The following is a 25336-nucleotide window of genomic DNA, read 5'->3' on the forward strand; positions in this document are numbered from 1 at the left end:
CTCCCGCTCGGCATCGGACAGCACCACCGGCGGGATCTTCGGTCCAGGACGACTCACACCAGACCAACGACGAATCTCCGACTCAGGACACTAGGGCGTTTCCTTCGGATCACCTGGCTGACCAGATGAAGATGGCGGCGAGGTGGAGTCCGGCGAGGTAGATGGTGGCGGTCTTGTCATAGCGAGTGGCCAGGCCGCGCCACTGTTTGAGCTTGTTGATGCAGCGTTCGACGGTGTTCCGTTGCTTGTACGCCTCGCGGTCGAAGGCCGGCGGGCTGCGGGATCACCGCCCGGATTCCGCGGCGCCGCAGATGTCGACGGATCGCCCGGGACGAGTAAGCCTTGTCGGCCAAGGCCGTATCCGGGGTGATTCTGGGGCGGCCGCGCCTCCGAGGCACCCGTAGCCGGGCCGTGACCTGCGCGAATCCGGGTGCGTCACCGGCCTGGCCGGGCGTAAGAACGAACGCGAGCGGCCGGCAGCGGCTGTCGGCGGCGAGGTGGATTTTGGTGGTCAGTCCGCCGCGGGAGCGTCTGAGGGCATGGTCGGGCGGCTCGCCGGCCGGGGCCCCTTTTGACGGGCCCCGGCGGCGTGCTGGTGGGCACGGACGATCGTGGAGTCGACGGCGACGACCCACTCGAGGTCGCCCTCAGCGTCGGACTGGGCGAGTAGCGCGGTGAAGACCTTCTCCCAGGTCCCATCCGCGGCCCACTTCCGCAACCGGTTGTGGGCGCCTTTCCAGGAACCGAAGTGCTCGGGCAGGTCCATCCACGGTGTCCCGGTGCGGTACTTGAACGCGATCGCGTCGATCACCTGGCGGTGATCCCGCCACCGCCCACCCCGCTGAGGTGTCCGGTCCGGCAGCAGTGGCTCGATGCGTGCCCACTGGGCATCAGTTAACGACACACATCAACCAACGATCCGATGATCTGAAATAAACGGACTAGCGGCTTCCCATTGTGCGAGCCGCCGCTGCTCCGTCGCCGGACAGGTCAGGGTTGACCGCTGGCCGCGCGGCCGTTTCCTCCCTGCGCCGCGGTGGCCGGGGGAGCGATGGCGATGATCTTGCCGTCCACGACTTTGTTCAGGATCTCCGGTACGCCCCCGGGTGCGGAGACCGCCACGCGTTGCAGTGCTACGCGGGCGGCCCACGTCCAGGGGTAGGTGCGCCAGTGCGGGTAATCGAGGATCGTTTTGCTGTGCTGTGCCGCAGGAACCAGGGCGATCACCTCCGCCTTCCGCACGTCGTGAGAGGCATGAGACATGGCCGCGGGAACTGTGAAGTGGTTCAACGCGGAGAAGGGCTTCGGCTTCATCACCCAGGACGGCGGCGGCCCGGACGTCTTCGCCCATTACTCCGCCATCAACTCCTCGGGCTTCCGAGAGCTCCAGGAGGGCCAGGCCGTGACGTTCGACGTCACCCCAGGGCCAGAAGGGCCCGCAGGCCGAAAACATCAACCCGGCCTGATCTTCCCCACCCCCCCTGCGGACCGCGGACTCCGGGTAGCGCTCGGCGCGTGCGGGCTGCCTCGTGCAGCCCGCCCCGAACAGCAGGTCGCCGAACCTTGCCGGCGACATCGGCCGGCTCTCAGGCACACGCGGTCAGGTCCGCGCAACCGCTGCGCGGACCTGACTCGGCTCTGGCCCGACGATCGCGCCGGTCCATTACGGGGCTGCGGCTCCCGAGCGTGGTGGGGAGCCGCAGCACGGCGGGCTGGGCTCAGCTGTGGTCGCGGTTGTAGTACTGGCCGAGCTGATCACGGTAGGCGGCGTCGCCGCGGTGCTTGTCCTTGTCGTACTCGGGGGAGTCCTTGATCTGGTCCTTGGTGAGGTTGACGTTGATCGTCTTCTCCTTCACATCGATGCGGACGACGGTGCCGGCGGGGATGAGGACTTCCTTGCCGAAGATCCAGGGGCCGGTGTCGACGACGATGTAGGAGGCGCCGACTTCGTCGGTGTCCTCGTCGACCTTGCCGATGCTCCCGTCGCTGGCTTCGACCTTGAAGCCGACCAGGCTGGTGCCGGGCGTGTAGTGGGAGTCGGGGTTGTAGCTCCACATGTCGTCAGTCACAGGTGTCTCCTTCTGGGGCAGAGTCCGTGGTCGTGTGGAGGGTCAGGTGTGCAGGAGGCAGTTACGGCCGTCGTGGCCGTCCGCCCCTTCTTCGTCGAGCCAGTGGCCGCCGTCGGCGAGGTAGCGGAATCCGTGGTGCTGGTCCACCGGCAAGGTGACCGTGACCGCGCGGCTTCCGTCGGGGCGCTCGACCATGGGATGGGCGCCGGGCCGCCAGTCGTTGAAGTCGCCGACCACGCTGACCTCACCGGCCGGATGGCCGGCGGGCAACACGAACGTGATCTCGGTCCGCTTCTTGCTCCGAGTGCGCTCCAACATGGACGGTCAGCTCCTCACCTGCGGGTGGAATGGCTTTGCCATCACTGCCCGCTGCGTCGGCCTGGGTAGCAGGCGGCTACGCCACCCGGTACAGCTGTCGCCCGCTCGGCCGCACATTCAGGCGGCTCGGCGGATCCGTCGCAGGTCTGCGCGCGTGGGGGGCGGAACTCTGCGGAGGGCATGCCCCTGTGGCCCAGGTGCACAATGTGTAACAGTGCCCCCCGGCCCATCGGCCCCTTCGAGGCCGGGTCCCCAGGTGCCCGCATTCGGTCGGCTCGCGCCCGGGGGTAACCACAGCACGCCAACACCTCGACCGAGCGTCTGCCCGGCTGTTCGAGGCGGCCCCTGCGGCGCTCCGGCGGTTCCCTCACCCCGTCCAGTAGCCGATCAGGGATCCGGTATTCACGTTGCGACTGCCGTCATGGGGTCCGCGCCAGTCCAGGCACAGGGCGGTGGCGTCGTCGCTCGGCGGCCGGCCGTCGTACGCGCCGGTTACCGCGCCGACCAGCGTGCGCACCACCTCGCGCGGATGCTCGGCCGCGGTCTTGCGTAGAAGACCGGGCAGGTCGACCGCCTCTCGCGCCGTACGGATGCCAGTTCAGACGTGGTCCGCCGTCACATCCATGGGGCCGTCTTGCTGTCTTCGTTCGCGGTGAAGTCGACCTCCACGGGGATGTCGTGTCCTGGCCGGGGTGCCCCTGGCGTGTCGGTGACCGCCGGCATTCGTCCACCGTGAGGGTTTTGCTGCTCGATGTCCGCCGTGAGAGTGCCGACCCGCTCCCGGATGCCGGCTTCGTCGAAGGCGTCGCCATCGGCGTGGGCCAGGCCGCCGGAGAGCAGGACGGCGCCCATGACGAGTGCCGTCTGTGCAGTCTTCTTGATCATGTAGTGGTCAACGACAACGGATTCCACCGGTCACCGTCCCGGACGCTGGCCAGGTCCGTCCGTCAGAGACTTCCGGGATCAGCAGCGGCGCGGTCATAAGCCGGCTGCCGCCCGTCAAAGGCGGCGGTACGAAGGGCGAAGGCGGTACTGCCGGTGTGCGCGATGCGCTACGAGGCGGGAGGCCGCTTGCATATCCGGCTGGCCACCGGGCCCGGGCCTGATGCATCCCCCGGAAGTCCCAGCCACCCGACGCACAGCCGTAACCGGACGGCGTCAGGGTGGTTGAACGCTCGCGCCGGCCGTTTGAGGGCCTCACGGAAGGCTGTCTCACCGCCCTCGACGGCGTCCCGGACCACGCGCGCGGGCGCCCGCGCCGGCACCCGACACGTTGTCGCTTGGAGCCGGGCCCACCCGAGGGAGGCGGCGCTGCTCCTCTACGGCGCTGAGGAGTTCGGCCGGGCCGGGTGGTCCCAGGCGCACCGGGAACGCGCGGATCGGGGCAACGAGCGGGTGTTCGCCCGCCTCGGCATGGTCGGCGCGGGCCTCGGTCTGACCGGGCCCGAGGGCCGTGCCCGGATCGTCCTGACCCTGATCGACCTGCCGCTCGCGATCGAGGACTGCGCGGCCGCCCTGCTCGTGCGTGCGCGGCGAGGCCGGGCCGGGCCGGTGCGCGCTGGGCCGGGGCCCGGCCGTGCCCGTCCCCCCCCGGATGCCCGCCACCGCCAGGGACGGCCAGGGTCGGTGATCTGGCGTCCGTTCGGGTCGGCGGGTAGGTCCTTCAGGGAAATCCGGCTGTGTTTGCGCATGGCCATCCTGCCGGTGAGCAGAAGAGACGCAGCGAGTTGCCTACCCCCTTGGAGGGCAAGCACGATGACAGACGACGTACGCCCGGGTAACGGGTCCTCGGCGAGCATTTCCGCGGGCGAACAGATCGCCGCCGCGCTGAACAGTCTTCCTCCATCCATGGTGGTGGCCCTGAAGCAGTTGATGATCTCATTCGGGTTTCCTGCGACGGGCACTGTCAACGAGATGCCTCCAGGTGTTGCCCCCGCGCTGACCGCGATCGCGGACGCGTTCTACGGAAGCAGCTCGGGCGGGCAAGGGGCGGGCTCGCGGGGTAGTGGAACCCCGCCCTTCCCGAACACGCCGCCGCTTCCTCCGCCCCCGCCCGGCGTGATCACCGGCTAGCCGCTGCCCGACCAGGGTCCTGGGGCGGTTTCTACAGCGTCGGCTACCGATGCCGGCCCCCGCCACGTCGTCGTCGCTTGCACCGGGATCCCCGCAGGTACGGCCGGTCAGCGGATCGACACCGCGCGCCGAGGACCAAACAGCCGCCCAGTCGGTTCGGGCACGGGCGGACAACACATCTGCCCTTCGGACGGGACGCTGCGCTGCCGGGCCCGCCCTCACGAGGTGGAGGAATCAACTCGTCCCGCTCCTGCCGGATTCCCGATCGGGGTGCGGGCGGTCCGCGTCGAATTGCCGCCGGGCGCAGTGCACTCGGTGGACGGCTGCGTTTGGCGACGGTGTGAGGGTCGAGGGCGTGAGCCCCGTTGCGCAGCTTCACAGGGCGAAGGTCCGGCGCCGATCGCGGTCTGCGGCCATGTCCGCCGCGGCGCGGCGTGCGGCGGCGGCGTGGTGGGGCGCGTTCCAGGCCAGGGCGACACGTTCGGCCAGCACGTAGGCGTCGGCCGCGGCCCGGCCTTCGCCTAGGAGGCGGTAAAGGTCAGCCAAGGGGTGGGCGAGTGGGCGGGTGGCGTAGGCAGCGTTCGCCGCGCCGGCGAACTGGTCCCGGACCGGCCGCAGATGCTCGATCAACAGGGCCGCGGAGTCGGTGTCGGCGTGCAGGACGGCGAGTTCGCTACGGTAGTCGAGCTCCACGCCGTAGAGGTGGTCCGTCACCGGGTGTTGGGGAAAGAGCACGTCGCGTGCCTCGTCCAGCCGGCCCTGGCGGGCCAGTACGAGAGCGTGCGCGACGGCGACGGGGGCGCCTACGGCCTCGTGCACCTCGCGGACGCTGTGCGCGATGTCGGCGGTCCGCCCCTGAGTGAAGCGAATGGTCCACAGGCCGAGCGTGCGTGGGCCGGTCGCGTGGTGTGCCCCGACCCGCTGGAAAAGCTCGTCCGCCTGGGCGTACCGCTCCTCGGCCTCCGTGAACCGACCCGCGATGGCGGCGAGCATGGCCCGGGTCGTGACGTTGATGCCGAGCGCCCAGAGCATCCCGTAGCGGTGCGCGAGGTCCAGGCCGTCAGTCGTGTGTCGGTGGACTGCTGCGGGCTCGTTGCGGACGGCTGCCGCCACAGCGTCGAGGTGCTCGCACACCCAGCGGTGAGCGGGCAGGTCGTGCTCCGCGGCCAGCGCGCGCAGTTCGGCGACGAGCGGGGGCCGGGTGGCGCCCTGCAGCTCGTACGGCAGCAGCTTCGCCGACGTCATCACGGCCGAGGCGAGCAGCCGCGGTCCACCGACGGAGCGAGCCAGGGCCAGCTGTGCGTCGGCCGCGTCGCGGGCACGCGCGGCGTCCTCGCCGGCCACGGCGTCGGCGAGGACCTGCAGCACGCGGGCCCGTGTCGCCCCGTCCAGCGAGCGGTCGCGGGCGAGCCGTTCGAGACGGGCAAGCGCGGTCCGGTCGAAGAACCCCTCCAGTCGGCTGCGCCAGGGTGAGGGCTCGGTCCAGGCCCCGTACACCGCCGCCACCAGGTCGTCGCGATGGGCCCGTACCGCGAGGTCCACGGCCTGCTGCCGGGTGCGGCGGGCCGCGGCCGTGGCGCCGGCGCGGAGCTGGGCCCCGAGCAGGCGCATCAGGAGGGCGAGGGTGGCATCCGGGTCAGCGTACGGGTCGGCTGTGGCCGCGCTGTGCACGTCCAGCGCCTGCGCGATCAGCCCGACCGCGACGTCGTGCGCGTACCGCTGCTCCGCCAGCCCGGCAGCGCCCAGGGCGTACTCGACGGCCAGCGGCGCGTTCACGGCGCTGCCGGATCTGGCGAAGTGGTGGGCGAGCGCGGCCAGGTCGTCGGGCCGCTGCCGGTGCAGCGTCCGGGCGATGCGGTCGTGCAGGCGGGATCGCCGTACGCCGGAGAGGTCGGTGTAGACGGTGTCGCGGACCAACGCGTGCACGAAGCCGACCCGGCCGGGTCCCGCCTCGGTCAGCAGGTCCGCGGCGAGAGCGGCGTCGAGTCCTTCGAGTACGGTCTCCTCGTCCGTGTCGGACGCCTCGACCAGCAGTGCGACGTCCGCTTCCACCCCTACGGCGGCGGCGAGCCGCACGGCCGCCAGCGCGGCGTCGGGCAGCAGGGCCAGGCGCCTGCGCAGGACGTCCCGGACGCCTTGGGGGACCTCGGAGAGGGCCACCAGCGCCCCTTCGCTGTCGAGCAGGCGCGCGCTCTCCCAGACGTAGAACGGATTGCCGCCGGTCCGTGCCGTGATCGTGGCCACGGTGGCCCTGTCGACCGGCTTGCGGCAGACGGCGTCGACGACGGTCGCGACGTCGCGCGCCGAGAGTCCGCCGAGCGCGATCCGGTGCGGGAGGCGCGGGGCGAGCTGCGCGAGAGTCTTGCCCAGCCGGTCCGTGACCTCGGCGGGCCGGTAGCAGGCGATGGTGAGCAACGGGACGCCGGTGACGGCGGCCGCTGCTTCGAGCAGGGCCAGCGTTTCCCCGTCGGCGCGGTGCAGGTCGTCCAGGAGCACCGCGAGGGGGCGCCCGGCGGAGGCGGTGGTGAGCCACGCCGTGAAGGCGCGGTGCGTACGGAAGCGGTCGGCTGCCGCCTCGTCGCGCGTGGCGGCAGCCGCCCCTTCCGGCTCGTGCAGGAGAACAGCCAGGTCCGCCGTGTGCGCGGGGGGCACCTCCCGGGCGAGCGCACCGAGTGCCTCCACCCACGCCCAGGCAGGCGGAGCTCCCTCGTGCCCGGGGCAGCGGCCCATCACCACGGTCCAGCCCTCGCGCCGCAGCCGGTGCGCGAAGCGGTCGAGGAAGGCGGACTTGCCGGCCCCCGCTTCGCCGGTCACAAGCAGCAGTCCGCCGGTGGTACGGGCTTCTCGTGCCGCGGTGTCGGCGGCGCCGAGTTCCTTCTTCCGGCCGAGGAAGAGGGGCTGTCGGCCGGCGGGCAGGGCGCCGGAGCCGGAGTTCTGGGCGCTGCCGTGGCTGGGCCTGGCGATCTCCGTACGCGGCTCCGGCACGTGCGCGTGCAGCACGTCCAGCTGCTGGTCGAGGAGGGCGTGCTCGAGCTCGACCAGGGCGCGGGAGGGATCGCAGCCCAGCTCCTCGCGCAGCACCGCCCGGGCTCGGCGTAGCGCGGCCAGGGCGTCGGCGCGCCGCCCGCACGCCCAGTGGGCGAGCGTGAGCAGCCGCCAGCCCTCCTCCCGCAGCGGGTGCTCGCCCACCAGGGCTTCGGCGGCCGACGCCGCCCTGAGGGTGTGTCCGGTGCGCAGGTCCGCGGCGAGTGCCAGCTCGCGGGCGTCCGCCCGCAGCGCGGCCAGCCGGGCCGCTTCGGGCCGGGCCCACGTCTCGTCGGAGAACTCCTGGAAGGCGGGGCCCCGCCACCAGGCCAGCGCTTCGGCCAGTAGTTGGCGCGCCTGTGCGGCCGGGGCGCGCTGCGCCCGGTCCAGCCGGTCCTCGAACCGCCAGGCGTCCACCGCCTCCTGGGGGAGGAGCAGGGCGTACCCCGGAGCGGAGGTGACCAGGACCGCAGCGGGCGTGCGCGGCGGCCGATCGGGTTCGAGCACGCGGCGCAGGTTGGACACGTAGGCGTGCAGTGACACGGTGGCCTTGGCCGGTGGGGTGCCGCGCCACAGGTCCTCGACGAGACGGTCGACGGACACCACCGCCCCGCGGGCCGCGAGGAGGCAGGCGAGCACGGCCCTCTGCCGCGGTGCTCCGAGGGGGACCGGCGTTCCTTTCGACTCGGCCTCCAATGAGCCCAGCACTCGTATGCGCAACACGTCCGGGAATCTACCGGAGGTGGCGAGAACGAGTCGTCAACGAAGGCTGAACACCCAGGTCGGAGGTGGTTCCGGCAAGGTCCGTAAGAGACGTCCCACGGGTTCGCCAAGCCAACACCAAGTGGCGACGGGCAGTTTCGGTACGTCCATTGCCCCGTATGCGATCCATGGAGTGAGCGAGCGTGTCCCCCAGCACCACCTCCCAACGACCCCACACCCACGAGATGGTCGTGGTCCACCGTGTCTTCCGCCGTGAGTCGGCGCTGCTGCCGCGGCTGGTCCGGGCCGTCCCTGACGGTGCGACCGCCCGCGCAGCCCAAGTCGGTGCGCATCTGGCCGAATACATGGAGGGGCTGCGCCACCACCACACCGTCGAGGACGAGACGATCTGGCCGCTGCTGCGCGAACGCGCCGCGGATGAGGAACTGGTCGCGCGGATGGAGGAGCAGCACACCGGGATCGACACCTGCTCAGCGATGGTCGCCGACCGCGCGCTGCACTGGCAGCGGACCGCCGACCGTACGGCGGGGCAGCAGCTCGCGCTGGCATTGGACGAGCACCGTACGGCGCTGCTTGAGCACCTCGACGACGAGGAGCGGCTGGTCCTGCCCCTGGTGGGCCAACGCCTGACCGTCGCCGAGTGGGACGCGGTCGGACGCCGCGGCATGGAGGGCATACCCAAAGAGAAGCTCATGATTGCGCTCGGTGCCCTGCTCGAGGATGCCACCCCGCAGGAACAGGCCTACTTCCTCGGCAGGGCCCCGTTCATCGGGCGCCTGCTGTGGAAGGCGGTCGGACGCAGGCAGTACGCGGCGTCCTGCCGGGCCCTGAGGGCCCCGCTCTCCGAGCTCGACGGTGGCGCGGGGCGATGACCGTACTCGACTCCGCCCCTACGGCCCTGGATGCTTACCGGACCTGCGAGTTCGCCACCCTCGCCAGGAGCGGAACTCCGCTTGCCTGGCCCACGGCGGTGGCCCGGCGCCCGGAAGGGACCCTCCTGTTGACCACCTCCCTGGCCTTCGCGCAGAAGGCGCTGAACGTGCGCCGGGACGGCAGGGTCGCCCTGCTCTTCTCGGACCCGACGGGCAGCGGCCTCGATCCCGCCCCGCAGGTCTTCGTGGGAGGCCGGGCCCAGTGCCCGGACGAGATCGCGACCGGCCCGGAAGGGGCGGAGGATTACTGGCGGATGCTTTTCGAGCGGCAGCCGCACAGCCGTTCGTACCTCTCGCCGCACATGAGGCCACTGATGCAGTGGTACTACCTACGGCTCCTCATCACCGTCGAGCCCGAGCAGTTGACCGTACGGCCGCCCCTGGCAGGGCTGTCGGAACCGGGCGCACCGGCAGCGGTCACCGGTACCGAGGCGCTGTCCGGCGCCGCGCAGCTGAGTCGCTTCCCCACGGCCGTACTGGCTGCCCTGGACGCCACCGGGGCGCCGCTGCTCGCCCGGACCCGGCCGCGGCCCACCCCGGCGGGCTACTTGGTGGACGTGCCGTCCGACTGCGCGGTGGAACGCGGGCCGGCCTCGCTGCTGGTGCACCGGCACGACGAACGGCTGAACCACATGTACAACGCATCCGTCCGCGGGGACCTGAGGCGGACCGACGAGGGCTGGTTGCTGGTCCCGTCGGTCGTGGTCGAACCGATGGGCTCGGGACGGCCGACCGACGCGTTCCGCGTCCTGCGGCACACGAAGCGCTCTACCGACCGCTATCTGGAGCGGCGGGGGCTGTCTCGGCCGACGGTGCAGTGGGACCGCTTCCGTGCCCTGGTGAAGTCCGCGGCGCAGAAGGAGCAGGCCTCGTGAACTTCCTGATGGCCCGCCTCGCCGCCGCGCTCACGGGCGTCCGGAGCCGCGCCGTACACCCCCGCCCCCGGACCCGGGCCGGCGGTGACCGCATGCGGCAGGTGATGCGCTCGCCGCACCACTGACGGCGAACTGCATGTGGGTCAGCACAGGCTGGAGGCGGACTCCCGCCTTCGGCCGCCGCTCAGAACCTGGTGGGCGGCAAGGCCGCGACCGTGTGCGCGTTTCCTGAAGAGGCGCCACTCGTTGCCGGCCCCGACAGAACATCACCGGCGCGGCTGAGGCCTGTATGCAGCCTGCTGTTCTGGGGCCCAGTGTTTGTTGCCGAGCGTCCTCCGGCACACCGCCCGATGTGCCGCGACCAGGGGGCGTCACTGCGAGGGTCCGACCACTCGAACGCGGAACTGCTGGAAGGCGGGGTGCGGATCCCGCCGGGGATGATCCCGCTGGAGGTGCCGCCCACCGAACTGCTTGTCGGGGACCTGCTCGAGGAGTCCTTCGTAACTTCTCCGTGAGAAGGAAGGAGGGGCTGCGGAGCCCTCAGCGTGTGTGATCGACGCCCAGAGCGTCAAGACCTCGACCAGCGTTCCCGCCGCCAGCCGGGGCATCGACGCGGGGGGCGAGAAGATCGCGGGCCGCTGGCGAAGCCCATCGACAACCGCTGTTCCTGGAAGTGAACGAAGCCATGATGTTCGAGGTTTGGATTCAGTGGGGTACTGGCGGTCCGGTGCGGTCAGGAGGCGTTCTGGCCAGCCTCGTCCACGCGCCGGGCTCGTAGCCGTACGCGCCTGGCCAGCTGTTGCAGGGCTGGGTCAGGCGAGGCGGGAGCCGATCCGAAACCGCATCTCGCCCGCGGCCCGGCGAATGGCCTCGCTCTGGTCCGCGTCATCGAGCAGAGTGGCCAGCGCCATCAACGCCCGTGTGCGTCTTTGCTGATGAGCTTCGGGCGTGGCTCGGTGACGCCGTCCAGGCGTGTGCCCAGTAGATCCAGTCCCCATTCCATGCAGGGGACAACGCCGCAGGGGCCGTGCGTCACGCACCTGACCGGCCTGCGCTGGCACGGCAGCCGAAGCAGCCTCGGACCGGTGGCCCGAGCCCGAAGGAGCGGCGGTCGCGCCCGGGCATGTGGCGCCCGGCATGGGGTCGGGCCCCGACCCGGGGGGAGGGTCGGGGCCCGAGCAGGGGCCTGCGTGTCCGGGCGCCCGGGTCAGTGGCGGAAGGTGTCCTTGATGTCTTCCTTGGCCTGTCGGGCGTTGCCCTTGGCCTGTTCGGCGGTGGCCTTGGTCTTCTCCGTGCCCGACATCGGAACCTCCTCTTGTAGTGCCGGATGAGAAGATCAGCGAGATCGACCGGCAGATCGAGGTCTCCTTTCGCGCCCACAGCCAGGCCGCCATCGTTGCCAGCATGCCCGGGATCGGTAACCTGCTCGGACCCGAGATCCTGGCCGCCATCGGTGGCGACTGGATCTCTTCGGCAGCCCTGATTGCCTGGCGACGTACGCCGGCCGGGCACCGGCTCCCAGGGACTCAGGCAAGGTCAGCGGTATCCGACACCGGCCGAAGCGATATCACCGGCGTCTGCAACAGGCCCTGTTCATTGCAGCCATGAGCAGCGTCACCTGCTGCTCGGAATCACGCCGGTACTACGACCGCAAACGGGCCGAGGGGGAAGAGGCACTCGCAAGCAGTCCTGGCGCTGGCCCGGCGACGAGTTGACGTCCTGTGGGCTCTCCGAGACCAGCGGCACCACGAACTCACGTCACCCGCCCGATCCCCGTGTCATGGAGGCCGCCGTCCTGCTCCTCCTGGGGCAGGTGGCAATCGCCGAGATCGCCGAGCGTTACCAGGTCGGCCCGCGTACGGCACAGAGGCTGCTCGCCGCAGCCCGAACCAACCCCGAGGGCCGACGGACCCGTCAGGTCAGAGGGCGCTCCCAGGCCGCAGGAACTGCCGCGCCCCGCGCAGCGTGGTGCGCAGACCTCGCTGGGTGGCCCGGCTGTCGAGGCGTACGTCGAGGGCGCCGGGGAGCGTGCTTTCGGCCCGCATGCCGGTGGGGAGCTGTGTGGGGTCGAGTCCGTCCCGTTCGGCGATGAGGATGCCGAGTTCGTGGCGGCTGACGGCGTCGGGTCCGGCGAGGTGGTGGATGCCGGTCGCGTTGGCGGCGGCCAGCTCCAGGAGGGCGGCGGCCAGGTCGGTGACGTGGACGGGGCATCGGATGTCGTCGGTGAACAGCACGCCGTCGCGCGTGCCGGTGGCGAGGTCGTGCACGACCTTCTCGTGCACGGACCGCCCGTGACCGATGATCAGTGATGTCCGGGCGACCGCGGCCTTCGGGTGCACGGCGAGGACGCCGGTCTCCGCGGCGGCCTTGGCAGCGCCGTAGGGGGTGATGGGGTCGGGGAGGCTGGACTCGTCGTAGTCCACGTCCGAGCCGGAGAAGATCGCGTCGCTGGACACGTGGACCATGCGGGTTCCGTACTTCGCCGCTGCCATCGCGAGACGGATGGGGCCCTCTGCCGTGGTCGGCCAGTGGGCCGATCCGCTCGATGCGTTGATGACAAGGTGTGGGCGCACCTCGGACATGACAGCGCCCAGGTTTCCGGCGTCCCGCAGGTCAAGGTGACGCCACACGCTGGGGGAGGCGGAGCCGGGCTTCGTCGCGTACGTCGCGACGGTCGAATGCCCCGCTGCTCTCGCCTGCCGGACCAGCTCGGTCCCGAGGAAACCGCTGCCGCCCACGATCAGAACTGTCATCGCGCCACCGTAGACCGCTTCTACAGCGATGAAGGCGGTCACCGAGGACTTCGGGTGACCGCCTTCATCGCCAGCGTGCCGCTGACGGCTGCCAGAGGTAGCGGACATCCGGCTCGCGCTCGTCGTTGCGCGCCCCGTCCGTCCGCTCGACCGCGATGAAGCCGTGCCGCTCGTAGAACCGGTGCGCCGAAGTGTTCACCTGGAACGTCCACAGCGTCAGCCGGTCCGGCTGCTGCTCCTTGGCCAGGTTCATGAACCGGTCGCCGAGGCCCCGTCCGCGCCATGTGGGGTCGAGGTAGAGCTGTTTCAGCTCTTGTCCGTTGAGCACCATGAGCCCCACCACGTTGCCGCCGGTCACCGCGACCCAGGTCTCGTACCGCGGCACGAGCACGCGGGCGAACCAGTCGCGTACGTCGCCTTCTTCGTGTGCGCAGCGCACGGTCGGCAGCGCTGCAGCGAAGGAGCGCAGCCACACGTCGGCCGCCGCACGGGCGTCGGCACCGGTGGCGCGGCGGAGGACAACGTCGTTGCCGTGCATCGTGCGGTACCTCCGGCGATCCAGGGGGTGGTGACGTGGTGCCGGGGCGGCCGAGCTGGTGGACGGTCTAGCCGGCCGTGCGCCAGGGCTCGGGGTCCAGGGTGGTGCGGCAGTCGACGAGCGGGTGGGCGGCCGCGCGGCCTGCCAGGTCCTGGGAGTCTGCCTGGCCGTACTCAGGCCATTCGGTGGCGAGGACGACGAGGCCGGCTCCGTCGACGGACGCGGCGAGGTTGTCGGTGTAGTCGAGTTCGGGGTTGCGGGTTATGGCGGTGGCCACGGCCTGGGGGTCGTGGACGGTGACGGTGGCGCCGGCCTGCTGGAGGGCGTGGGCGAGCGCGAGCGCTGGGGACTCCCGGATGTCGCTGGTGCCGGGCTTGAACGCGGCCCCCACACGGTGATCTTCGCGCTCTTGACGGGGCGGTCGCCCAGGGCGCCACGGATGAGGGCCATGGCGACGTCGGTGCGGGACTCGTTGATCTCCTCGGCTGCGCGCAGGAGGGTGGCGGCCCGGTCGGCGCCGAGCTGACGGGCAGAGGCAGTGAACGCGTGGACGTTCTTGGGATGCGCGTGACTACGCGGTGAGCATCGTTCGTCCGGTGCAGCTTTCCCGCTAGGCAGGGCCTTAGAACCGGGCCTTCGCTGTTCTCTCTCCCGGTGGCAGGTACTTCTGCGAGGATGTGGGACAGGTCGCGGGAGGGGACACCATGGACGGCGTATTGGTGGGCAGCGTGGTCGGACGTGTGGCGGCAGCATTCGTGACAAGGTCTGCGGCTCCGGTGACGGGGAACGCGCCGCTGCCCCCCTGGTCGGAAGAGTCCGACGAACGGGGAGCGTTTGTCCTTCTGGACAAGACAGGCGACATGATCGCCATGCTGACTCAGGATCAGGTCGCTCAGGTGTCGGAGTTCCTTGAGCAGCCCGAGGTCGTTGCGCTGTCGCAATTCTTGTTCATTGCCCGGCTAGGCCTGCGGTCACGCCGGGAGCTTTCGGAACTTGCGCAGGAGTACGAGGAGACCTTCGAGGTCCGGGCGGAGCAATTCTGCGACGAACGTGGCTACAATTGGGCTGACCTGGCAGGCTCGCTCTGGCAGCTTGTTATGGCGTATATGGAAAGCGTCTTTCCTCTCAGTGGCACCACCGGGTCATTCGCCGCATCAGATCTGGAAAAAATTTCCGCCTATATTGGAGCCGCGCCGCAGATTTCAGGGGGCGAGTCCCCTCCCAATGCCGCCTTCCGTGACATCGTGGAAATCCTCGGGTCCTCGGTCCGCATGAAGCGCACCCGTGAGGTACTTTCAGACATCAGGGGCGCTTCAGAGGCCCGATACGCTGAACTGAGTCTTGCGCATACGTTCAGTCACGCCGCTGAGACGGCGCGCTTCGACCATGAAGTGCTATATGTACAGCGGAACTTGCGCAAGCGGAACTCTGAGGAATTTTCTGATGACTCATTCTTGGTTTCGCCTCTGAGTCGTCCGCGCTGCGTTGTGCTCGGAAACCCGGGTGTCGGCAAGAGCACCATGACACAGAACCTTGTGCACCAGCTTTCTCGCTCCGGCTCTGGCTCTGTCTATGCCCCTCTTGCGGTGTCCTGCAAGGACGTCACAAGTAGTGACGGATCAGTGTACATTCTGTCGGCAATCTCCCGCTCCCTTCGAGAAAACCTTCAAATGGAGGTGGCAGAGGAGGCGATCGCCGACCTGGCCACTCTAGGTCGGTCGTTCGTGATCTTCGACGGTATCGACGAAATCGTGGATGTTGGACGGCGCGCCACGTTTGTCCGGACTGTGGAAGCATTCGCAAACCGATATCCTCTCATCCCGATACTCGTCACAGCCCGTAGGGTGGGCTATGACAAGGCTCCTTTTAGTAGCAGGCATTTCGACGTGTACGAGCTTGACGATTTTTCCGTTGATCAGGTGGGGCAGTACACCGAGAAATGGTTCGCTGCTACCGAACGGCCGGAGAGAGACCGCTTGGCATTCATGAGGGAAACTGAGAACGTTCCAGACATTCGCACCAACCCCCTCATGCTTTCCCTGCTGTGTGCCCTGTATCGGGCTCGTGGGTATATCCCCCGTAACCGACGCACAGTTTATAGCGCTTGCGCTGAACTCTTGTTTCAGCGATGGGATTCGATGCGCCACATCGAGCAGCCGATGGACCACCGGCAGTATGGCACTAGGCTGATGCAGGAACTTGCACTCTTTTTCTACAAGAGCCAGACCGCTCAGGCCGGAGTTCAGGAGGGGCAGCTTCGTAGGTTGATCGCCACATTCTTCACCGACACGGCTTCGGTCCACGAGGTCGACGCCCGGTCTCGTGCCCAGGACTTTCTTGACTTCTGCGCAGATAGGGCTTGGCTTCTCTCCTACCAGGGGACCGACTCGGTGGATCGCCGCCTGTTCGGCTTTACCCATCGAACCTTTATGGAGTACTTCGCGGCAGAGGCCCTTGTGCGGCGCGCGCGAGTACTAAACGAGGTAGTCGACGAGATGGTGCTGGCCTACGAAAAGGATACGAGTTCTGTCCTGGTCGACGTTATGTTCCAGTGCGCCGATGATAAGTACGACGGCGGCGCGCGGGACATTGTTTCTCTGCTCATGCCCGGAATGCAAAGCGGTCGGCCAGCATCGGAGAGCAATCTTTCGCTATGTCTGCGCGTTATGAATGCGGCGCCTCTTCCGCCTCAGACCACCGACGTCGTCTTTGATGCGCTCCTTGCTGCCTGGAGCCGCAGAAGCCCAGAATCAGACCACGCTGCGGCATTTTCTGTTTTCGAGCTTTCTCGGGATCCCAGGAGCAGGTTTGTCGCCAAGCTCCGAGAGAACCCGGATCATGCTTGGGCAGCGCTCGCGCGGTGGGCCCGCTTCTACTGGAGGGGCGAAACACTCCTGTTTGATACACAATGGGACCAGCAGATGTATGAAGTGGCGTCAGAAATGATGGGCGCGGCTGGTCAGATTCCCCATAATGACCCGCCGTCCATGGGCTATTTGCTTCGTAACTCGCTCGTTGAATTCAAGCATCTTGAAAGTACGCGAGAGTGGGTTCTTGGGTTCCAAGCGTTTGGTGAGACCGTCGCGGGTCCCGTTCTTCTGGACTTGGAAGATCTCCTTTCCGAAGGTGAAGTAGACCCTGATGCAGGTAAGATTTCAGCGTCCTTCGGAGCCTGGACACGTGGCGTTCTACCACGTGTCAGCGGTACATTCCTTCGTGCGGTCTTCGCACGCAACTATCAGGACGCCGTCGCTCAGACACCCGACAAGGTCGCTGAAGCAGTTAAGAACCGAGACCTCCGGGACGCTCTGATCTGGGCCTGTTGTGCCCTGTTTGAAGCGACCGGCCCCACCTTGCACCCCTTCCACAAGCGCGTCGACTTCGTCCGTGGGAAGGAGTGGTTCGACCGTGTCGGCGTTACGCGAACCAACGGGCCAGGGCGAAGCGTCGTATCAGGCGCAGAGCCCTTTAGCCTTCAAGAATTGAGTAGGGAGCGCGGAACAGGAACGGTCCCGGACTGGTTCGCTGACTGGTGTGCAGGGCGAACGGACTTGCTCACCGCTGTGATGGTGCAGCCCCGGCCACTCGCTCCGTCTCCCTCTCGGCTGAACACGCGAACCGGTTGGAGGCGCGCGCGACCTGCAGGAGAGGAGAGCTCCTGAGCCAGGCAATGGTTATGGCTCGGGCAGCGATTAACGACGCTTTTGGGTTGGCGCCAGGGTGGTGACGGTTCATGATCGCTGCGCTATGCCGGTGAGGTGAGCCATCCAGAGGGTGGGAGCCTGACCGCTGAACTCGGGCGTTTCGTGTGGGGATCCGCCTCCAGGCATGGGAGTGGTTCGCGTCGGGCGAGGGGACCGCGGTGATCGCGACGGACTGTGTGTGAGCGTGCGGTTGGCGGAATGCCGGCGTCATGCCTGACACGAAGGCAGCCTGCAGGCCCTGCGTTCAGCAGGGCCTGCCAACTCAGTACGTGGGGAAGGGCGGGGAGAAGTGCGCGGCGGCCTGGGCTGCGGTGACAGCCACGATGGTAAGGGCGGCTGTGCGGGCTGCAAGAGAAGTTCTGATCCTCATGGTTGCTCTGTAAGTCGGCTGCTGGCTTGTCCAGTTGATCTTACGGAGGCATGTATCTCCCACGCCGAAGGGTGAGGCGCTCTCCGTCACCGTTCAATGCTTGTCCGACGTGCCTGAGGCCAGCCCTCACCTACCCGCCGCTGCTGCACCGCGCGGCGGGTGCTGCCGCCCCGTAAGGTGATGCGGACCACCGGCGCCAGCACGGGGCGGCTGACGCGGCCAACCGGGTCATGGCCTTCGAGTACGTCAGCGCTCTGCCCGGGCCGCAGGGCCCGGCGCCCACCGGGTCCGGCGGCCGCCCGTGGGCCGGACGGGGGGGTGTTGCGGGGCGCGGGGCCTGTGTTCAGGGCGCGACGTTCGGTCGGGTGGTCATTGGCCTGGCGTGACCTCTCGTCGGGGTGAAGGTGGAATCTGTCGTTCCGATGTCAGTGATGCCCGGTCAGGTACGGGGTGTGCGGTTGATGGTGGGGCGGAGCGCCGCGCACAGGATCATGCCGGTGGCGGTGACCAACGCAGCTGTGCGAGCGCGTCCTTCGAGGGCTTCAGCGGGCGCGCTGCGCAGGTAGCGGGGATTCGGCGCACGAGGAGTCTGGGCGGGAGCCTGCCAAGCGCTGCGAGGAGTCGGCGGAGCGCCGCCGGCGGAAGGTTGCCTGGCGCTGGGTGCGCGGCGTGGTGATGTTCCTCGTCCCCGACGTCGTGGAGGCGGTGGTGACGGTGTGGGCGCCGGAGTGGGCCCTGGCGTCCCGTCCCCTGGCAGGCGCCGGCGCGGCTAGCCGGGCTCGGGGGCGGCAGAGCGGGCAGAGGCTTCGACCCTTGGAGTGCCGGGACGCGGGCGCGGCGGGTGCGCTCGTAGGCGGCGGAATCCTGCTGTGCGGCCCGTGCGCGGTGCTGCGGGCCGCACCGCTCGTACCGTACCCGAGCAGACGGTACGGACCGCATTCACCGCCGCGGTGGACACCCTCACCGTCCCCGGCGACGACGACCCGGACACCGACCCGGAACAACGGCTTGACGACCTCGCCGCCGCCGGCCTGACCGTGATCCTGGTCCCCGCCCGGGCCCGGCGCATCGACGAAAGGCATCGCCCGCCTCGCCCGCGCCGACGGACACACCTGGCCCCCGGCCGAGCTCACAGCCTTCGACGAGAACCCCGGCCCGCCGACCGACACCCAAGGACGCCGCACTGGCTGCGGCCGCCGCTGCCATCAACGGGACGATGCCCCTGGACGACATCGGCACCCTGCTCCGCGCGATGAACCCCACCGCCGCGGCCAACCCGATCGCCTCCCTCGTCGAGACCACCCGCAAAGACGTCCCCGAGTTCGCCGACGCGGTCCTCACCGACGACAACCAGCTGGCCCTCGGCCCCGTGCGCGATGCCCGCGATCATCTGCGCGACCTGGCCGCCACCGCTCCACTCCAGGACTTGGCGCGGACTTGGAAGACCGCCGCCGGCGTACGGCAGTGGGCCCTGGACCTGTGCGGCCGCGTCGAGGAAGAACTCGCCGCAGGGCACCTGGGCGAGGCAGCCCTGGAGTGGATGGACGGCCGCTACGCGATGGCCGGCTTGGCCGTGCTCAGCACCCTGAAGGAGCGCGACCGGCCACCCGCCCAGCACGCCCTCGACACCTTGGTGCTGCTCTAGCAGCTCGGGGAGTTCCACCGGCTCGACCGGCTCATGCCCGGCTGCCAGTGGCACCCCATCGCCACCGAGGGGCTGCTGCCGCCACCCGTCCGCGAGCAGCTCCAGGACCTCATCAGCCGGGACGCGCCCCTTGCTGGGTAGGGGGCGATGTCAGACCGGCCTCGTAGCGTCGAAGACGAGGCCCCGGACCGGACGGGGCCCCGGAGGACCGAAGGAGCGGGCCATGGGCGAGATCAGCATCGAGCGACAGCACCTTGACCACCTGCTGGCCGACAGCGTGAGCACGTACGGAGCCCCCTACCAGCGGGCCTTCGCCGAGCTCGCCGCAGCGCACCGCGGCCGGCCCGTCGCCGAGATCCTCCCGTTGCTGCGCCGGGCCGCCGACGAGGCGCTGCTCGGCTTCACGGACGCGGACCTCCGGGAACAGGCGCAGGCGATCAGTACGGGCGAGCGGTACGTCCTGCGTGTCACGGTAGCCTGACCACGACCATGCAGGACCTCTCACCACGCGGCGGTCAGGCCTTGCGCCGGTCGCGGCCGGTGTGGGCGAGGGCGTCGGCGAGCTGGTCGTGGTTCATGGACGAGCGGCCCGGGATGCCGGCCGCGGACGCCTTCTCGTACGGCTCGGTCTTCGTCAGCGTCGCCAGCTCCCGGCCCTTGGCTGCCGGCCCGGAGCGCACCCGCTTCTTCGCGGCCGGCGCCTTCTTGCCGCCGGCCGCCCGGGCGCCGGGGGAGGCGGCCTTCTCGCCGGTGTCCTTGGGACTTCGGGCCCGCTCGACACTGGCGCGCAGGGCCTCCATGAGGTCGACGGCACGGGTCGGCTTCGCCGCCGGTTCGGCCTTCTCGACCGTCTCTCCGGCCGCCTTCGCCTTCACCAGGGCCTCGAGCTTCTCGCGGAAGGAGTCGTGGAAGGCATGCTCGTCGGCCCCGTGCAGCGTGTGGAGCGTGAGCAGGCCCTCCGCCTCCTCCGACTTCAAGGCGACCAGGTACTCGCTCCCGCGCATCACGAACGTGCGATGCCGGCTTTGTTTGACTCGGCCAGGGCGCGCTCCAGGAGGGCGGAGGGCTTCCTGTACTGAGCTCCCTCCCCGGGGACCGAGGTCTTCCGACCGGTCGCCTCTCAACGGGGGCTGTGACCTGGGCTTGAACATAGCGAACATGTCCAGGATGTGCGGCTCGCGAGCCTGGCGATCACTCGATCGTGTGGCGGCGATGAATCTTCGAGGGCCGGTCGGTCCGTCGCCGTAGGCAACGGCTGGCGATCTGCCCGTCGGACAGCTGACTGGGGTGAGCTGGACTCGCGGAGTCCCTGGATGACGGTGCTGAACGCGAGGCCCGTCCGGTATGGCCGTACACCTGTGACTTGCCGACTCCATCCACTCCTGGTTCGTAAGGATCTGAACCTCAGGCCTCCGCGCGGGGGCTGGCCGAGGTGTTAGCCAGTGGCGCACGCGGGCTCGGTCGCCTGGTTTGGAAGGTAGACCGTACGCTCGTCTGCGCTGAGGTCCCGGTTGACGGCCCGGCAGACCTTGCTGAGTGCCACCGTTTCGTCGAGGGGGTCGACGTTGTGGAGCCTCACGGTTTTGTCCGCGCCACCGCTGGCGATGATCTTGCTATGGGGGCGAAAGGCAATGGCGTAAACGGTGTCGGTGTAGGACCAGGTAATGAGGGCGTTTCCCGTGTCAGCCTCCCAAATCCTGAGAGTGCCGTCCGTCCCGCCGCTGGCGAGGATCTCGCCGTCATGACTAAAGGCCATTGTGTCAATCTCCCATTTATGCCCTTTGAAGGCTCTAACGATCTTGCCGGTGCCAATGTCCCACAAGCGCAGAGTAGCGTCGACGCTCCCCGTAGCTAGAGAATTCTCATCACGGAACGTCACTGCGTTAACCGATTTAGTGGAGCCAGCTAGCTTGACAAGATGCTTGTCGGTGATCATGTCCCAAACCTGGGCTGTGGTGTCGCGGCTGCCGCTGGCAAGCTTGCTGCCGTCCGGGCTGAATGCCACCTCGTTCACGGTGTCGGTGTGACCCATTTCGACAATTCGGTTCTTTTTCGCGGTGAAGTCCCAAAGCCTCACGGTTTTGTCCATGCCTGCCGATGCAAGAGTACTTCCGTTCGGCGGCCTAAATGCCACGGAGGCAACCTTGTTCGAGTGGCCCATCGGGATGATGCTGCTTTCATTAGTGGCCAGGTTCCACAGGCGGACAGTTCCGTCGGCGCTTCCGGTGGCGATACTCTCCCCGTCGGGGCTGAACGCGACTGCGGTGACCGCATCCATGTGGTGTTTCGGTAGAGTGCGGCTCTTGCGGGTGCGCAGGTCCCACAGCGATACGTTCCCCTCGGTATTTCCCGTGGCGACCGTCGCTCCGTCAGGACTGAATGCCACGGCTTCCGATTTGCCGGGATTTTCCCCCAGGGGGTATGTGTTGGCGGTGTCTAGGCCCCACAGCCGCACCGTACCGTCCTCGCTACTAGTAGCGATAGTCTCGTCGTCGCGACTGAACGCCGCACCCCAAACGGTGTCAGTGTGACCTCGCAAAATTGCGCGAGCCACTCCACTTTTTGCATCCCACACGACCACCGTGGCGTCGGCGCTGCCACTTACGAGGCTTTTCCCATCTTGGCTGAATCGCAAGGAGCTGACGAAATCGCGATGGCCTGACAGGAGTCCGCTTTTTATTGCTTTACTATCCACGTTCCATAGGTTTATTTGATTGCCACTACCGCCGACAGCGAGTGTCCCTTCCCTGCTGAATTCCAGTGCCCACACAGGCTCGGCAGGGTCTTCTGAAATCGTATAGCTCCTTTTCCTGTCCAAATCCCAAATCCGCACAGCGCCGTCTCCGCCGCCCGTGGCGAGCTTTTTCCCGTCGTAACTAAAGGACAAATCGAGGACGTTCCTCGCGTGTCCGACTGGGATCGTATGGCTCTCCGAGGTCGCCTCATTCCACAGTCGTACGGACCCGTCGCTTCCTCCGGCCGCGAGGGTTGCCCCGTCGTTACTGAAAGCCAGAGCCGAGAAAAGCATGTCAGCTTCATGGATGATGATGCGACCACTCCTGGCGTTCATGTCCCACAGTCGAACGGTTCCGTCAGCCCCGCCGGTGGCGAGAGTTTTTCCATCTCGGCCGAAGGCTAGCGCGTGCACCGGTTGGGTATGGCCCACCGGGAGGGTTCTCCCCTTTCCTGTGCCAGCATCCCATAGGCGCACGGTGGCGTCTTCACCGCATGTGGCGATTGTGTTTCCGTCAGGGCTGTATGCCACGTCCCATACTGTTTCTTTATGACCCATGAAGCTTTGGATCAAAGGGAGAGCTGCAGCATTCCGCAAGCTTTCGGCAGCCTGGGGGGTATGGCTCGTGTGATAGGCCTTGACAGCCAGTAGCGAGGCAACGTCGGGGTTCGACTCGATCAGCATGCTGGACTGGGCGGCCAGTTCGCGGGAGAGAGCCTCCAGCTCCCCGTCGCGAGCCTTCTGCCGCTGCCATACCGCCAGGCTCGTGGCGATGAGAGCAAGAACGAGCAGCGAAGCCAGCACCGTGTTGAGACGTCGGGTACGTCGGGTGACGGCCTGCTGGCGCTGCTGGCTTGCCTTGAGGAAGGCTGCGACGTCCCGCGGGAGGCGGCGTTGCAGAGCCCACTCAAGCCCTTCCGCGAGTGCGGTTCCTCCGATCAGATCCTCCGGATCCTCCCCCTCGGCATACCGGCGAGCCTGTTCCCGAGTGCGGACGAACCACTCATAGAAGCGGTGGTCCTGACGCACCCACTCGCGCAATGTCCCCCAGTCGCGGATCAGCGCGTCATGGATCAACTCGGCCACAGGGGGCTCGGGGCGGGCGTCATGGACGAGGGAAACGGGCGGCGTTCGGGTGGTGATGATCCGGTGCCGGATGAGGGCCTCGAGGACCGCGTCGATCTCGTCTTCGCCTTCGCGGTCGGGGCCTTCACGGACGTCTGCTGCCAGTTCGCGCAACTCCTGCAGGGGGACCTGTTCGCGGACTGCCGGGATGTTGCGGCGGGGGTCCGCTGGGCGTACCAGAGAGGTCAGGATGCGCTGGGCGATGGGGCGCTGCTCGGAGGTCAGTTGATCGAGGGCCGTGTCGCACCAACTGGCCAGGCTTCCCGTGACACCGCCTATGCGGCGGTAGGCGTCGTGGGTGAGGCGTCCCTCCGTGCGCCGTTGCCACAGCTGGCTGAGTGCCAGTTCCAGCAGCGGTAGCACCGTGACCGGTGCATGGCGGGAGACGGCTCCCTCGGGAGTGGTGGCCAGGACATCGCTGATGATCTGCTCAGGCAGCCCCTGCTCGAAGTGGGCACCCGCTCGGAGGGCGGGTTGGGTGACGATGTCGTGCAGGTCGTCTTGGCTCAGCGTGCCGGGCATGTTGAGCAGTCCCAGCATCGCCGCCTTCAGCAGGCTGGCAGCCCGGCCCGCTAGCTGGGGATAGAAATCGTCTCGCATGACCAGGACCACGGAGAGCTTCGCCTGTGAGCTGACGGCGGCGGTGATCCGTTCCGCGGCTGTCAGCCGGCGCTCCCACTGACCGTCAGCGGTAGTCTGCGTGAAGAGCTCCTCGAACTGGTCCATGACCAGGAGGACACGTTCGTGAGCGGGCTCGGCGGCGAGCCGGTGGGCGACGGCCTCGGCGATGCCCTCACTTTCGGCGCCGGGCAGCCCGGCCCGTTCCAGCTCTTGCAGCAGGTCCCGCCCTGGGCGGGTGATGACTTGGAGCCATCTGTCGCTGCCCGGCAGTGCGCCCGCGGCCAGAGCCGGCAGGACACCTGCCTGGATCAGGGACGACTTGCCGGAGCCGCTTGGACCGAGGAGGAGGGTCAGGCGCTGGTGTTCGGCCAGCCCCGCCAGCATCTGGCGCACCGCGTCCTTGCGTCCCTCGAACCACTGCGTGTGCTCCGCAGTGAAGGACTCCAAGCCACGGTAGGGATGAACGTCCGTCTCGGTCAGCTCCGGCCAGACCTCCCGCAGGACCTGCGTGGGCGTGACGTAGGCGATCGCCTGACCTCGGTCGTGCTCGTCCGGGGCGGCGATCTCGGTGAGCATGCCGATGACCAGGCCGGTCACCTCGTCGATGACAGGGCCGCCACTGAATCCGGTTGTGAGGTCGTTGGCAGAGGTCAGCTGGAGGTGGGCGCCACGGCCGTCGACCGCCGGGAGGATGTCCCCCGCCACACCGAAGCCGAAGTGGCCGCCCGGCGGAGCCTGGGCGGGGAAGCCGAACGAGCGCACCTCGTGCCCCCGGCGGCCTGCCGCGGAGCCAAGGGCCGGCGGGGACGCATCCTGCGGGGTGGCGGTCAGGCGTACAACGGCCACGTCTTCGGTCTCGGGGGCACGCCACGGTTCCTCTAGCACTAGTCCCTCGACGGCCGGGGCACCGTCGGCGTGAGGGAACACCAGCCGTATGAGGCCACCGGGACCGGAGCCGACTGCTGCCACAACATGCGCGCAGGTGACCAGGGTGTCCTCGCCGATCAGGAAGCCGGCTCCGGCCACTAGGTCGTCCGGCCCCAGAACCTGGGCGACGGCAGCAAGCAGCGTGGGTATGTGGCCACCGTTTCGGTCCGCGCTAGCGCTTTCGTCCATCAGCTCAGCCTGACCGCTCGTCGGGGCTGGAGCGCGCGGAGCCGTTCTTCTTCCATGTCATGGTCACCTTCAGATGGCCGTTGGCGCTGCTCTTGGTGATTACCGCGCCGGCCTGCACTGCGAGGTCGATGCCGAACTCGACCGTGATGCCATCTGGGCCTGCCTTGCGAAGTTGGCCGAGCATGTCGTGGGCCGCGTCCGTAACCGAGCCCAGAGCCTGTTGCAGGCTCACTGGCAACTCCTGAATGGCGTCGCCGAGACGGCCAGCCTTCACCGGGCCCTGAGGCGCAGCCGGGGCCTCGACCAGGACGAAGCCGCCGTCCGCCAGCGGAATTCGAGCCAGCTGCGTCATGGTTTCACCTCCCGCCGGACGCGGCGGTGCACCGCGGCACCGCCCTGCCGCGATCCTCATCCGGTCCGGCACAGAGCGCACCCCGAACGGTCCGTTCGGGTAGGAACGAGCCGTGGACTTGGAGCCTGCCAGCTGATGGACCGGGTCCTGGCCGTGATTGGGGTGATGCAACAGCTCGTAGCCTCCTGTTCTCATCAGCTTGTACGTGGCGCAGGATGCGCTCGTCGTCGCACGTTCTCGGCGGGTGGTGCGGCGGGCTGATGGGCAGGCTAGGTGCCGGCAGTTTCGTACTGATCCAGGCAGCGGCCCGCGCTATTGACAGCCTCGGTGGGTGTCGGAAAGGGACCAAAGACCGGACCCCGCT

19 protein-coding genes and 5 pseudogenes are annotated in these 25336 nt (G+C 68.4%); 11 read left to right on the plus strand and 13 right to left on the minus strand.

The window, feature by feature from the left end; all coding sequences use genetic code 11:
• Positions 1 to 109: 109 nt before the first annotated feature.
• Positions 110 to 904, minus strand: a pseudogene (locus ACFYZS_RS32945) (IS5 family transposase).
• An 86-nt stretch (positions 905 to 990) separates the two neighbouring features.
• Entirely contained in the window at positions 991 to 1314 is a 324-nt protein-coding gene (locus tag ACFYZS_RS32950) for a hypothetical protein (protein WP_389021096.1), read from the minus strand.
• Here ACFYZS_RS32950 and ACFYZS_RS32955 point away from each other — a divergent pair.
• Positions 1262 to 1466: pseudogene (locus ACFYZS_RS32955) on the plus strand (cold-shock protein). The gene ACFYZS_RS32950 and the pseudogene ACFYZS_RS32955 overlap by 53 nt on opposite strands.
• 252 nt (positions 1467 to 1718) lie before the next feature.
• On the opposite strand, the gene ACFYZS_RS32960 reads toward ACFYZS_RS32955, so the two are convergent.
• From ACFYZS_RS32960 to ACFYZS_RS32975, 4 genes and pseudogenes are all read right to left on the minus strand, one after another.
• Positions 1719 to 2069: a PRC-barrel domain-containing protein gene (locus ACFYZS_RS32960; protein ID WP_389020745.1), complete on the minus strand. Its 351-nt coding sequence runs from the start codon at positions 2067 to 2069 to the stop codon at positions 1719 to 1721.
• 42 nt (positions 2070 to 2111) lie between these two features.
• Entirely contained in the window at positions 2112 to 2387 is a 276-nt protein-coding gene (locus tag ACFYZS_RS32965; RefSeq protein ID WP_389020748.1) for an isoamylase early set domain-containing protein, read from the minus strand.
• Between the two features lie 367 nt (positions 2388 to 2754).
• Positions 2755 to 2964, minus strand: a pseudogene (locus tag ACFYZS_RS32970) (hypothetical protein); the annotation flags it as partial.
• A gap of 38 nt (positions 2965 to 3002) precedes the next feature.
• Positions 3003 to 3299 carry a hypothetical protein gene (locus ACFYZS_RS32975; RefSeq protein WP_385986345.1) on the minus strand — a complete coding sequence of 99 codons (297 nt, stop codon included), beginning with the start codon at positions 3297 to 3299 and terminating at the stop codon, positions 3003 to 3005.
• 843 nt (positions 3300 to 4142) lie between these two features.
• Between ACFYZS_RS32975 and ACFYZS_RS32980 the strand changes: the two genes are divergently transcribed.
• The gene (locus tag ACFYZS_RS32980; RefSeq protein WP_229344434.1) at positions 4143 to 4460 is read left to right on the plus strand and encodes a hypothetical protein; all 318 of its coding nucleotides are present in this window, start codon (positions 4143 to 4145) and stop codon (positions 4458 to 4460) included.
• A 375-nt stretch (positions 4461 to 4835) separates the two neighbouring features.
• On the opposite strand, the gene ACFYZS_RS32985 is transcribed toward ACFYZS_RS32980, so the two are convergent.
• On the minus strand, positions 4836 to 8207 hold the full coding sequence (locus ACFYZS_RS32985) for a BTAD domain-containing putative transcriptional regulator (protein ID WP_389020753.1): 3372 nt from the start codon (positions 8205 to 8207) through the stop codon (positions 4836 to 4838).
• 182 nt (positions 8208 to 8389) lie between these two features.
• On the opposite strand from ACFYZS_RS32985, the gene ACFYZS_RS32990 reads away from it, so the two are divergent.
• The 6 genes and pseudogenes from ACFYZS_RS32990 to ACFYZS_RS33015 all read left to right on the plus strand — a co-directional run.
• The gene (locus tag ACFYZS_RS32990) at positions 8390 to 9079 is read left to right on the plus strand and encodes a hemerythrin domain-containing protein (RefSeq protein ID WP_389020755.1); all 690 of its coding nucleotides are present in this window, start codon (positions 8390 to 8392) and stop codon (positions 9077 to 9079) included.
• A complete protein-coding gene (locus ACFYZS_RS32995) occupies positions 9076 to 10014 on the plus strand; it encodes a pyridoxamine 5'-phosphate oxidase family protein (protein ID WP_389020758.1) in 939 nt (312 codons plus the stop codon). Before ACFYZS_RS32990 ends, ACFYZS_RS32995 begins: the two co-directional genes overlap by 4 nt.
• Entirely contained in the window at positions 10011 to 10139 is a 129-nt protein-coding gene (locus tag ACFYZS_RS33000) for a hypothetical protein (RefSeq protein ID WP_389020760.1), read from the plus strand. The genes ACFYZS_RS32995 and ACFYZS_RS33000 overlap by 4 nt, the downstream gene beginning before the upstream one ends.
• 225 nt (positions 10140 to 10364) lie before the next feature.
• Positions 10365 to 10529: a hypothetical protein gene (locus tag ACFYZS_RS33005; protein WP_389020763.1), complete on the plus strand. Its 165-nt coding sequence runs from the start codon at positions 10365 to 10367 to the stop codon at positions 10527 to 10529.
• Positions 10519 to 10662: pseudogene (locus ACFYZS_RS33010) on the plus strand (IS5/IS1182 family transposase); the annotation flags it as partial. The gene ACFYZS_RS33005 and the pseudogene ACFYZS_RS33010, both read left to right, overlap by 11 nt.
• Before the next feature lie 678 nt (positions 10663 to 11340).
• Positions 11341 to 11778: pseudogene (locus tag ACFYZS_RS33015) on the plus strand (transposase); the annotation flags it as partial.
• A 155-nt stretch (positions 11779 to 11933) separates the two neighbouring features.
• Here the strand turns inward: ACFYZS_RS33015 and ACFYZS_RS33020 are convergent.
• The 3 genes from ACFYZS_RS33020 to ACFYZS_RS33030 form a co-directional block, all read right to left on the minus strand.
• Entirely contained in the window at positions 11934 to 12767 is an 834-nt protein-coding gene (locus ACFYZS_RS33020; protein ID WP_389020765.1) for an SDR family oxidoreductase, read from the minus strand.
• A 64-nt stretch (positions 12768 to 12831) separates the two neighbouring features.
• Positions 12832 to 13305: a GNAT family N-acetyltransferase gene (locus ACFYZS_RS33025; protein WP_389020768.1), complete on the minus strand. Its 474-nt coding sequence runs from the start codon at positions 13303 to 13305 to the stop codon at positions 12832 to 12834.
• 67 nt (positions 13306 to 13372) lie between these two features.
• On the minus strand, positions 13373 to 13696 hold the full coding sequence (locus ACFYZS_RS33030; protein WP_389020770.1) for a UDP binding domain-containing protein: 324 nt from the start codon (positions 13694 to 13696) through the stop codon (positions 13373 to 13375).
• Positions 13697 to 14009: 313 nt separating this feature from the next.
• Between ACFYZS_RS33030 and ACFYZS_RS33035 the strand changes: the two genes are divergently transcribed.
• The 3 genes from ACFYZS_RS33035 (at position 14010) to ACFYZS_RS33045 (ending at position 19505) form a co-directional block, all read left to right on the plus strand.
• A complete protein-coding gene (locus tag ACFYZS_RS33035) occupies positions 14010 to 16967 on the plus strand; it encodes an NACHT domain-containing protein (protein ID WP_389020773.1) in 2958 nt (985 codons plus the stop codon).
• Positions 16968 to 18595: 1628 nt separating this feature from the next.
• The gene (locus ACFYZS_RS33040; protein ID WP_389020775.1) at positions 18596 to 19024 is read left to right on the plus strand and encodes a hypothetical protein; all 429 of its coding nucleotides are present in this window, start codon (positions 18596 to 18598) and stop codon (positions 19022 to 19024) included.
• Positions 19025 to 19247: 223 nt separating this feature from the next.
• On the plus strand, positions 19248 to 19505 hold the full coding sequence (locus tag ACFYZS_RS33045) for a hypothetical protein (protein ID WP_389020778.1): 258 nt from the start codon (positions 19248 to 19250) through the stop codon (positions 19503 to 19505).
• 34 nt (positions 19506 to 19539) lie between these two features.
• Here ACFYZS_RS33045 and ACFYZS_RS33050 read toward each other — a convergent pair whose 3' ends face one another.
• The 3 genes from ACFYZS_RS33050 to ACFYZS_RS33060 form a co-directional block, all read right to left on the minus strand.
• Positions 19540 to 20028, minus strand: a complete 489-nt coding sequence (locus ACFYZS_RS33050) for a hypothetical protein (protein WP_389020781.1) — start codon at positions 20026 to 20028, stop codon at positions 19540 to 19542.
• A 431-nt stretch (positions 20029 to 20459) separates the two neighbouring features.
• Entirely contained in the window at positions 20460 to 24620 is a 4161-nt protein-coding gene (locus ACFYZS_RS33055) for a trypsin-like peptidase domain-containing protein (RefSeq protein ID WP_389020784.1), read from the minus strand.
• Between the two features lie 4 nt (positions 24621 to 24624).
• Positions 24625 to 24972, minus strand: a complete 348-nt coding sequence (locus ACFYZS_RS33060; RefSeq protein ID WP_389020787.1) for a CU044_2847 family protein — start codon at positions 24970 to 24972, stop codon at positions 24625 to 24627.
• Positions 24973 to 25336 lie beyond the last annotated feature (364 nt).

Source organism: Streptomyces sp. NPDC001903, assembly GCF_042891345.1.
Classification (GTDB): domain Bacteria; phylum Actinomycetota; class Actinomycetes; order Streptomycetales; family Streptomycetaceae; genus Streptomyces.

Bases quoted from the DNA above. Each gene is read 5' to 3' on its own strand.
- ACFYZS_RS32950 (WP_389021096.1), bottom strand. From the start codon at position 1,314: ATGAAGCCGAAGCCCTTCTCCGCGTTGAACCACTTCACAGTTCCCGCG.
- ACFYZS_RS32965 (WP_389020748.1), bottom strand. From the start codon at position 2,387: ATGTTGGAGCGCACTCGGAGCAAGAAGCGGACCGAGATCACGTTCGTG.
- ACFYZS_RS32980 (WP_229344434.1), top strand. From the start codon at position 4,143: ATGACAGACGACGTACGCCCGGGTAACGGGTCCTCGGCGAGCATTTCC.
- ACFYZS_RS32995 (WP_389020758.1), top strand. From the start codon at position 9,076: ATGACCGTACTCGACTCCGCCCCTACGGCCCTGGATGCTTACCGGACC.
- ACFYZS_RS33005 (WP_389020763.1), top strand. From the start codon at position 10,365: ATGTGCCGCGACCAGGGGGCGTCACTGCGAGGGTCCGACCACTCGAAC.
- ACFYZS_RS33020 (WP_389020765.1), bottom strand. From the start codon at position 12,767: ATGACAGTTCTGATCGTGGGCGGCAGCGGTTTCCTCGGGACCGAGCTG.
- ACFYZS_RS33025 (WP_389020768.1), bottom strand. From the start codon at position 13,305: ATGCACGGCAACGACGTTGTCCTCCGCCGCGCCACCGGTGCCGACGCC.
- ACFYZS_RS33035 (WP_389020773.1), top strand. From the start codon at position 14,010: ATGGACGGCGTATTGGTGGGCAGCGTGGTCGGACGTGTGGCGGCAGCA.
- ACFYZS_RS33040 (WP_389020775.1), top strand. From the start codon at position 18,596: ATGCCCCTGGACGACATCGGCACCCTGCTCCGCGCGATGAACCCCACC.
- ACFYZS_RS33045 (WP_389020778.1), top strand. From the start codon at position 19,248: ATGGGCGAGATCAGCATCGAGCGACAGCACCTTGACCACCTGCTGGCC.
- ACFYZS_RS33050 (WP_389020781.1), bottom strand. From the start codon at position 20,028: ATGCGCGGGAGCGAGTACCTGGTCGCCTTGAAGTCGGAGGAGGCGGAG.
- ACFYZS_RS33055 (WP_389020784.1), bottom strand. From the start codon at position 24,620: ATGGACGAAAGCGCTAGCGCGGACCGAAACGGTGGCCACATACCCACG.
- ACFYZS_RS33060 (WP_389020787.1), bottom strand. From the start codon at position 24,972: ATGACGCAGCTGGCTCGAATTCCGCTGGCGGACGGCGGCTTCGTCCTG.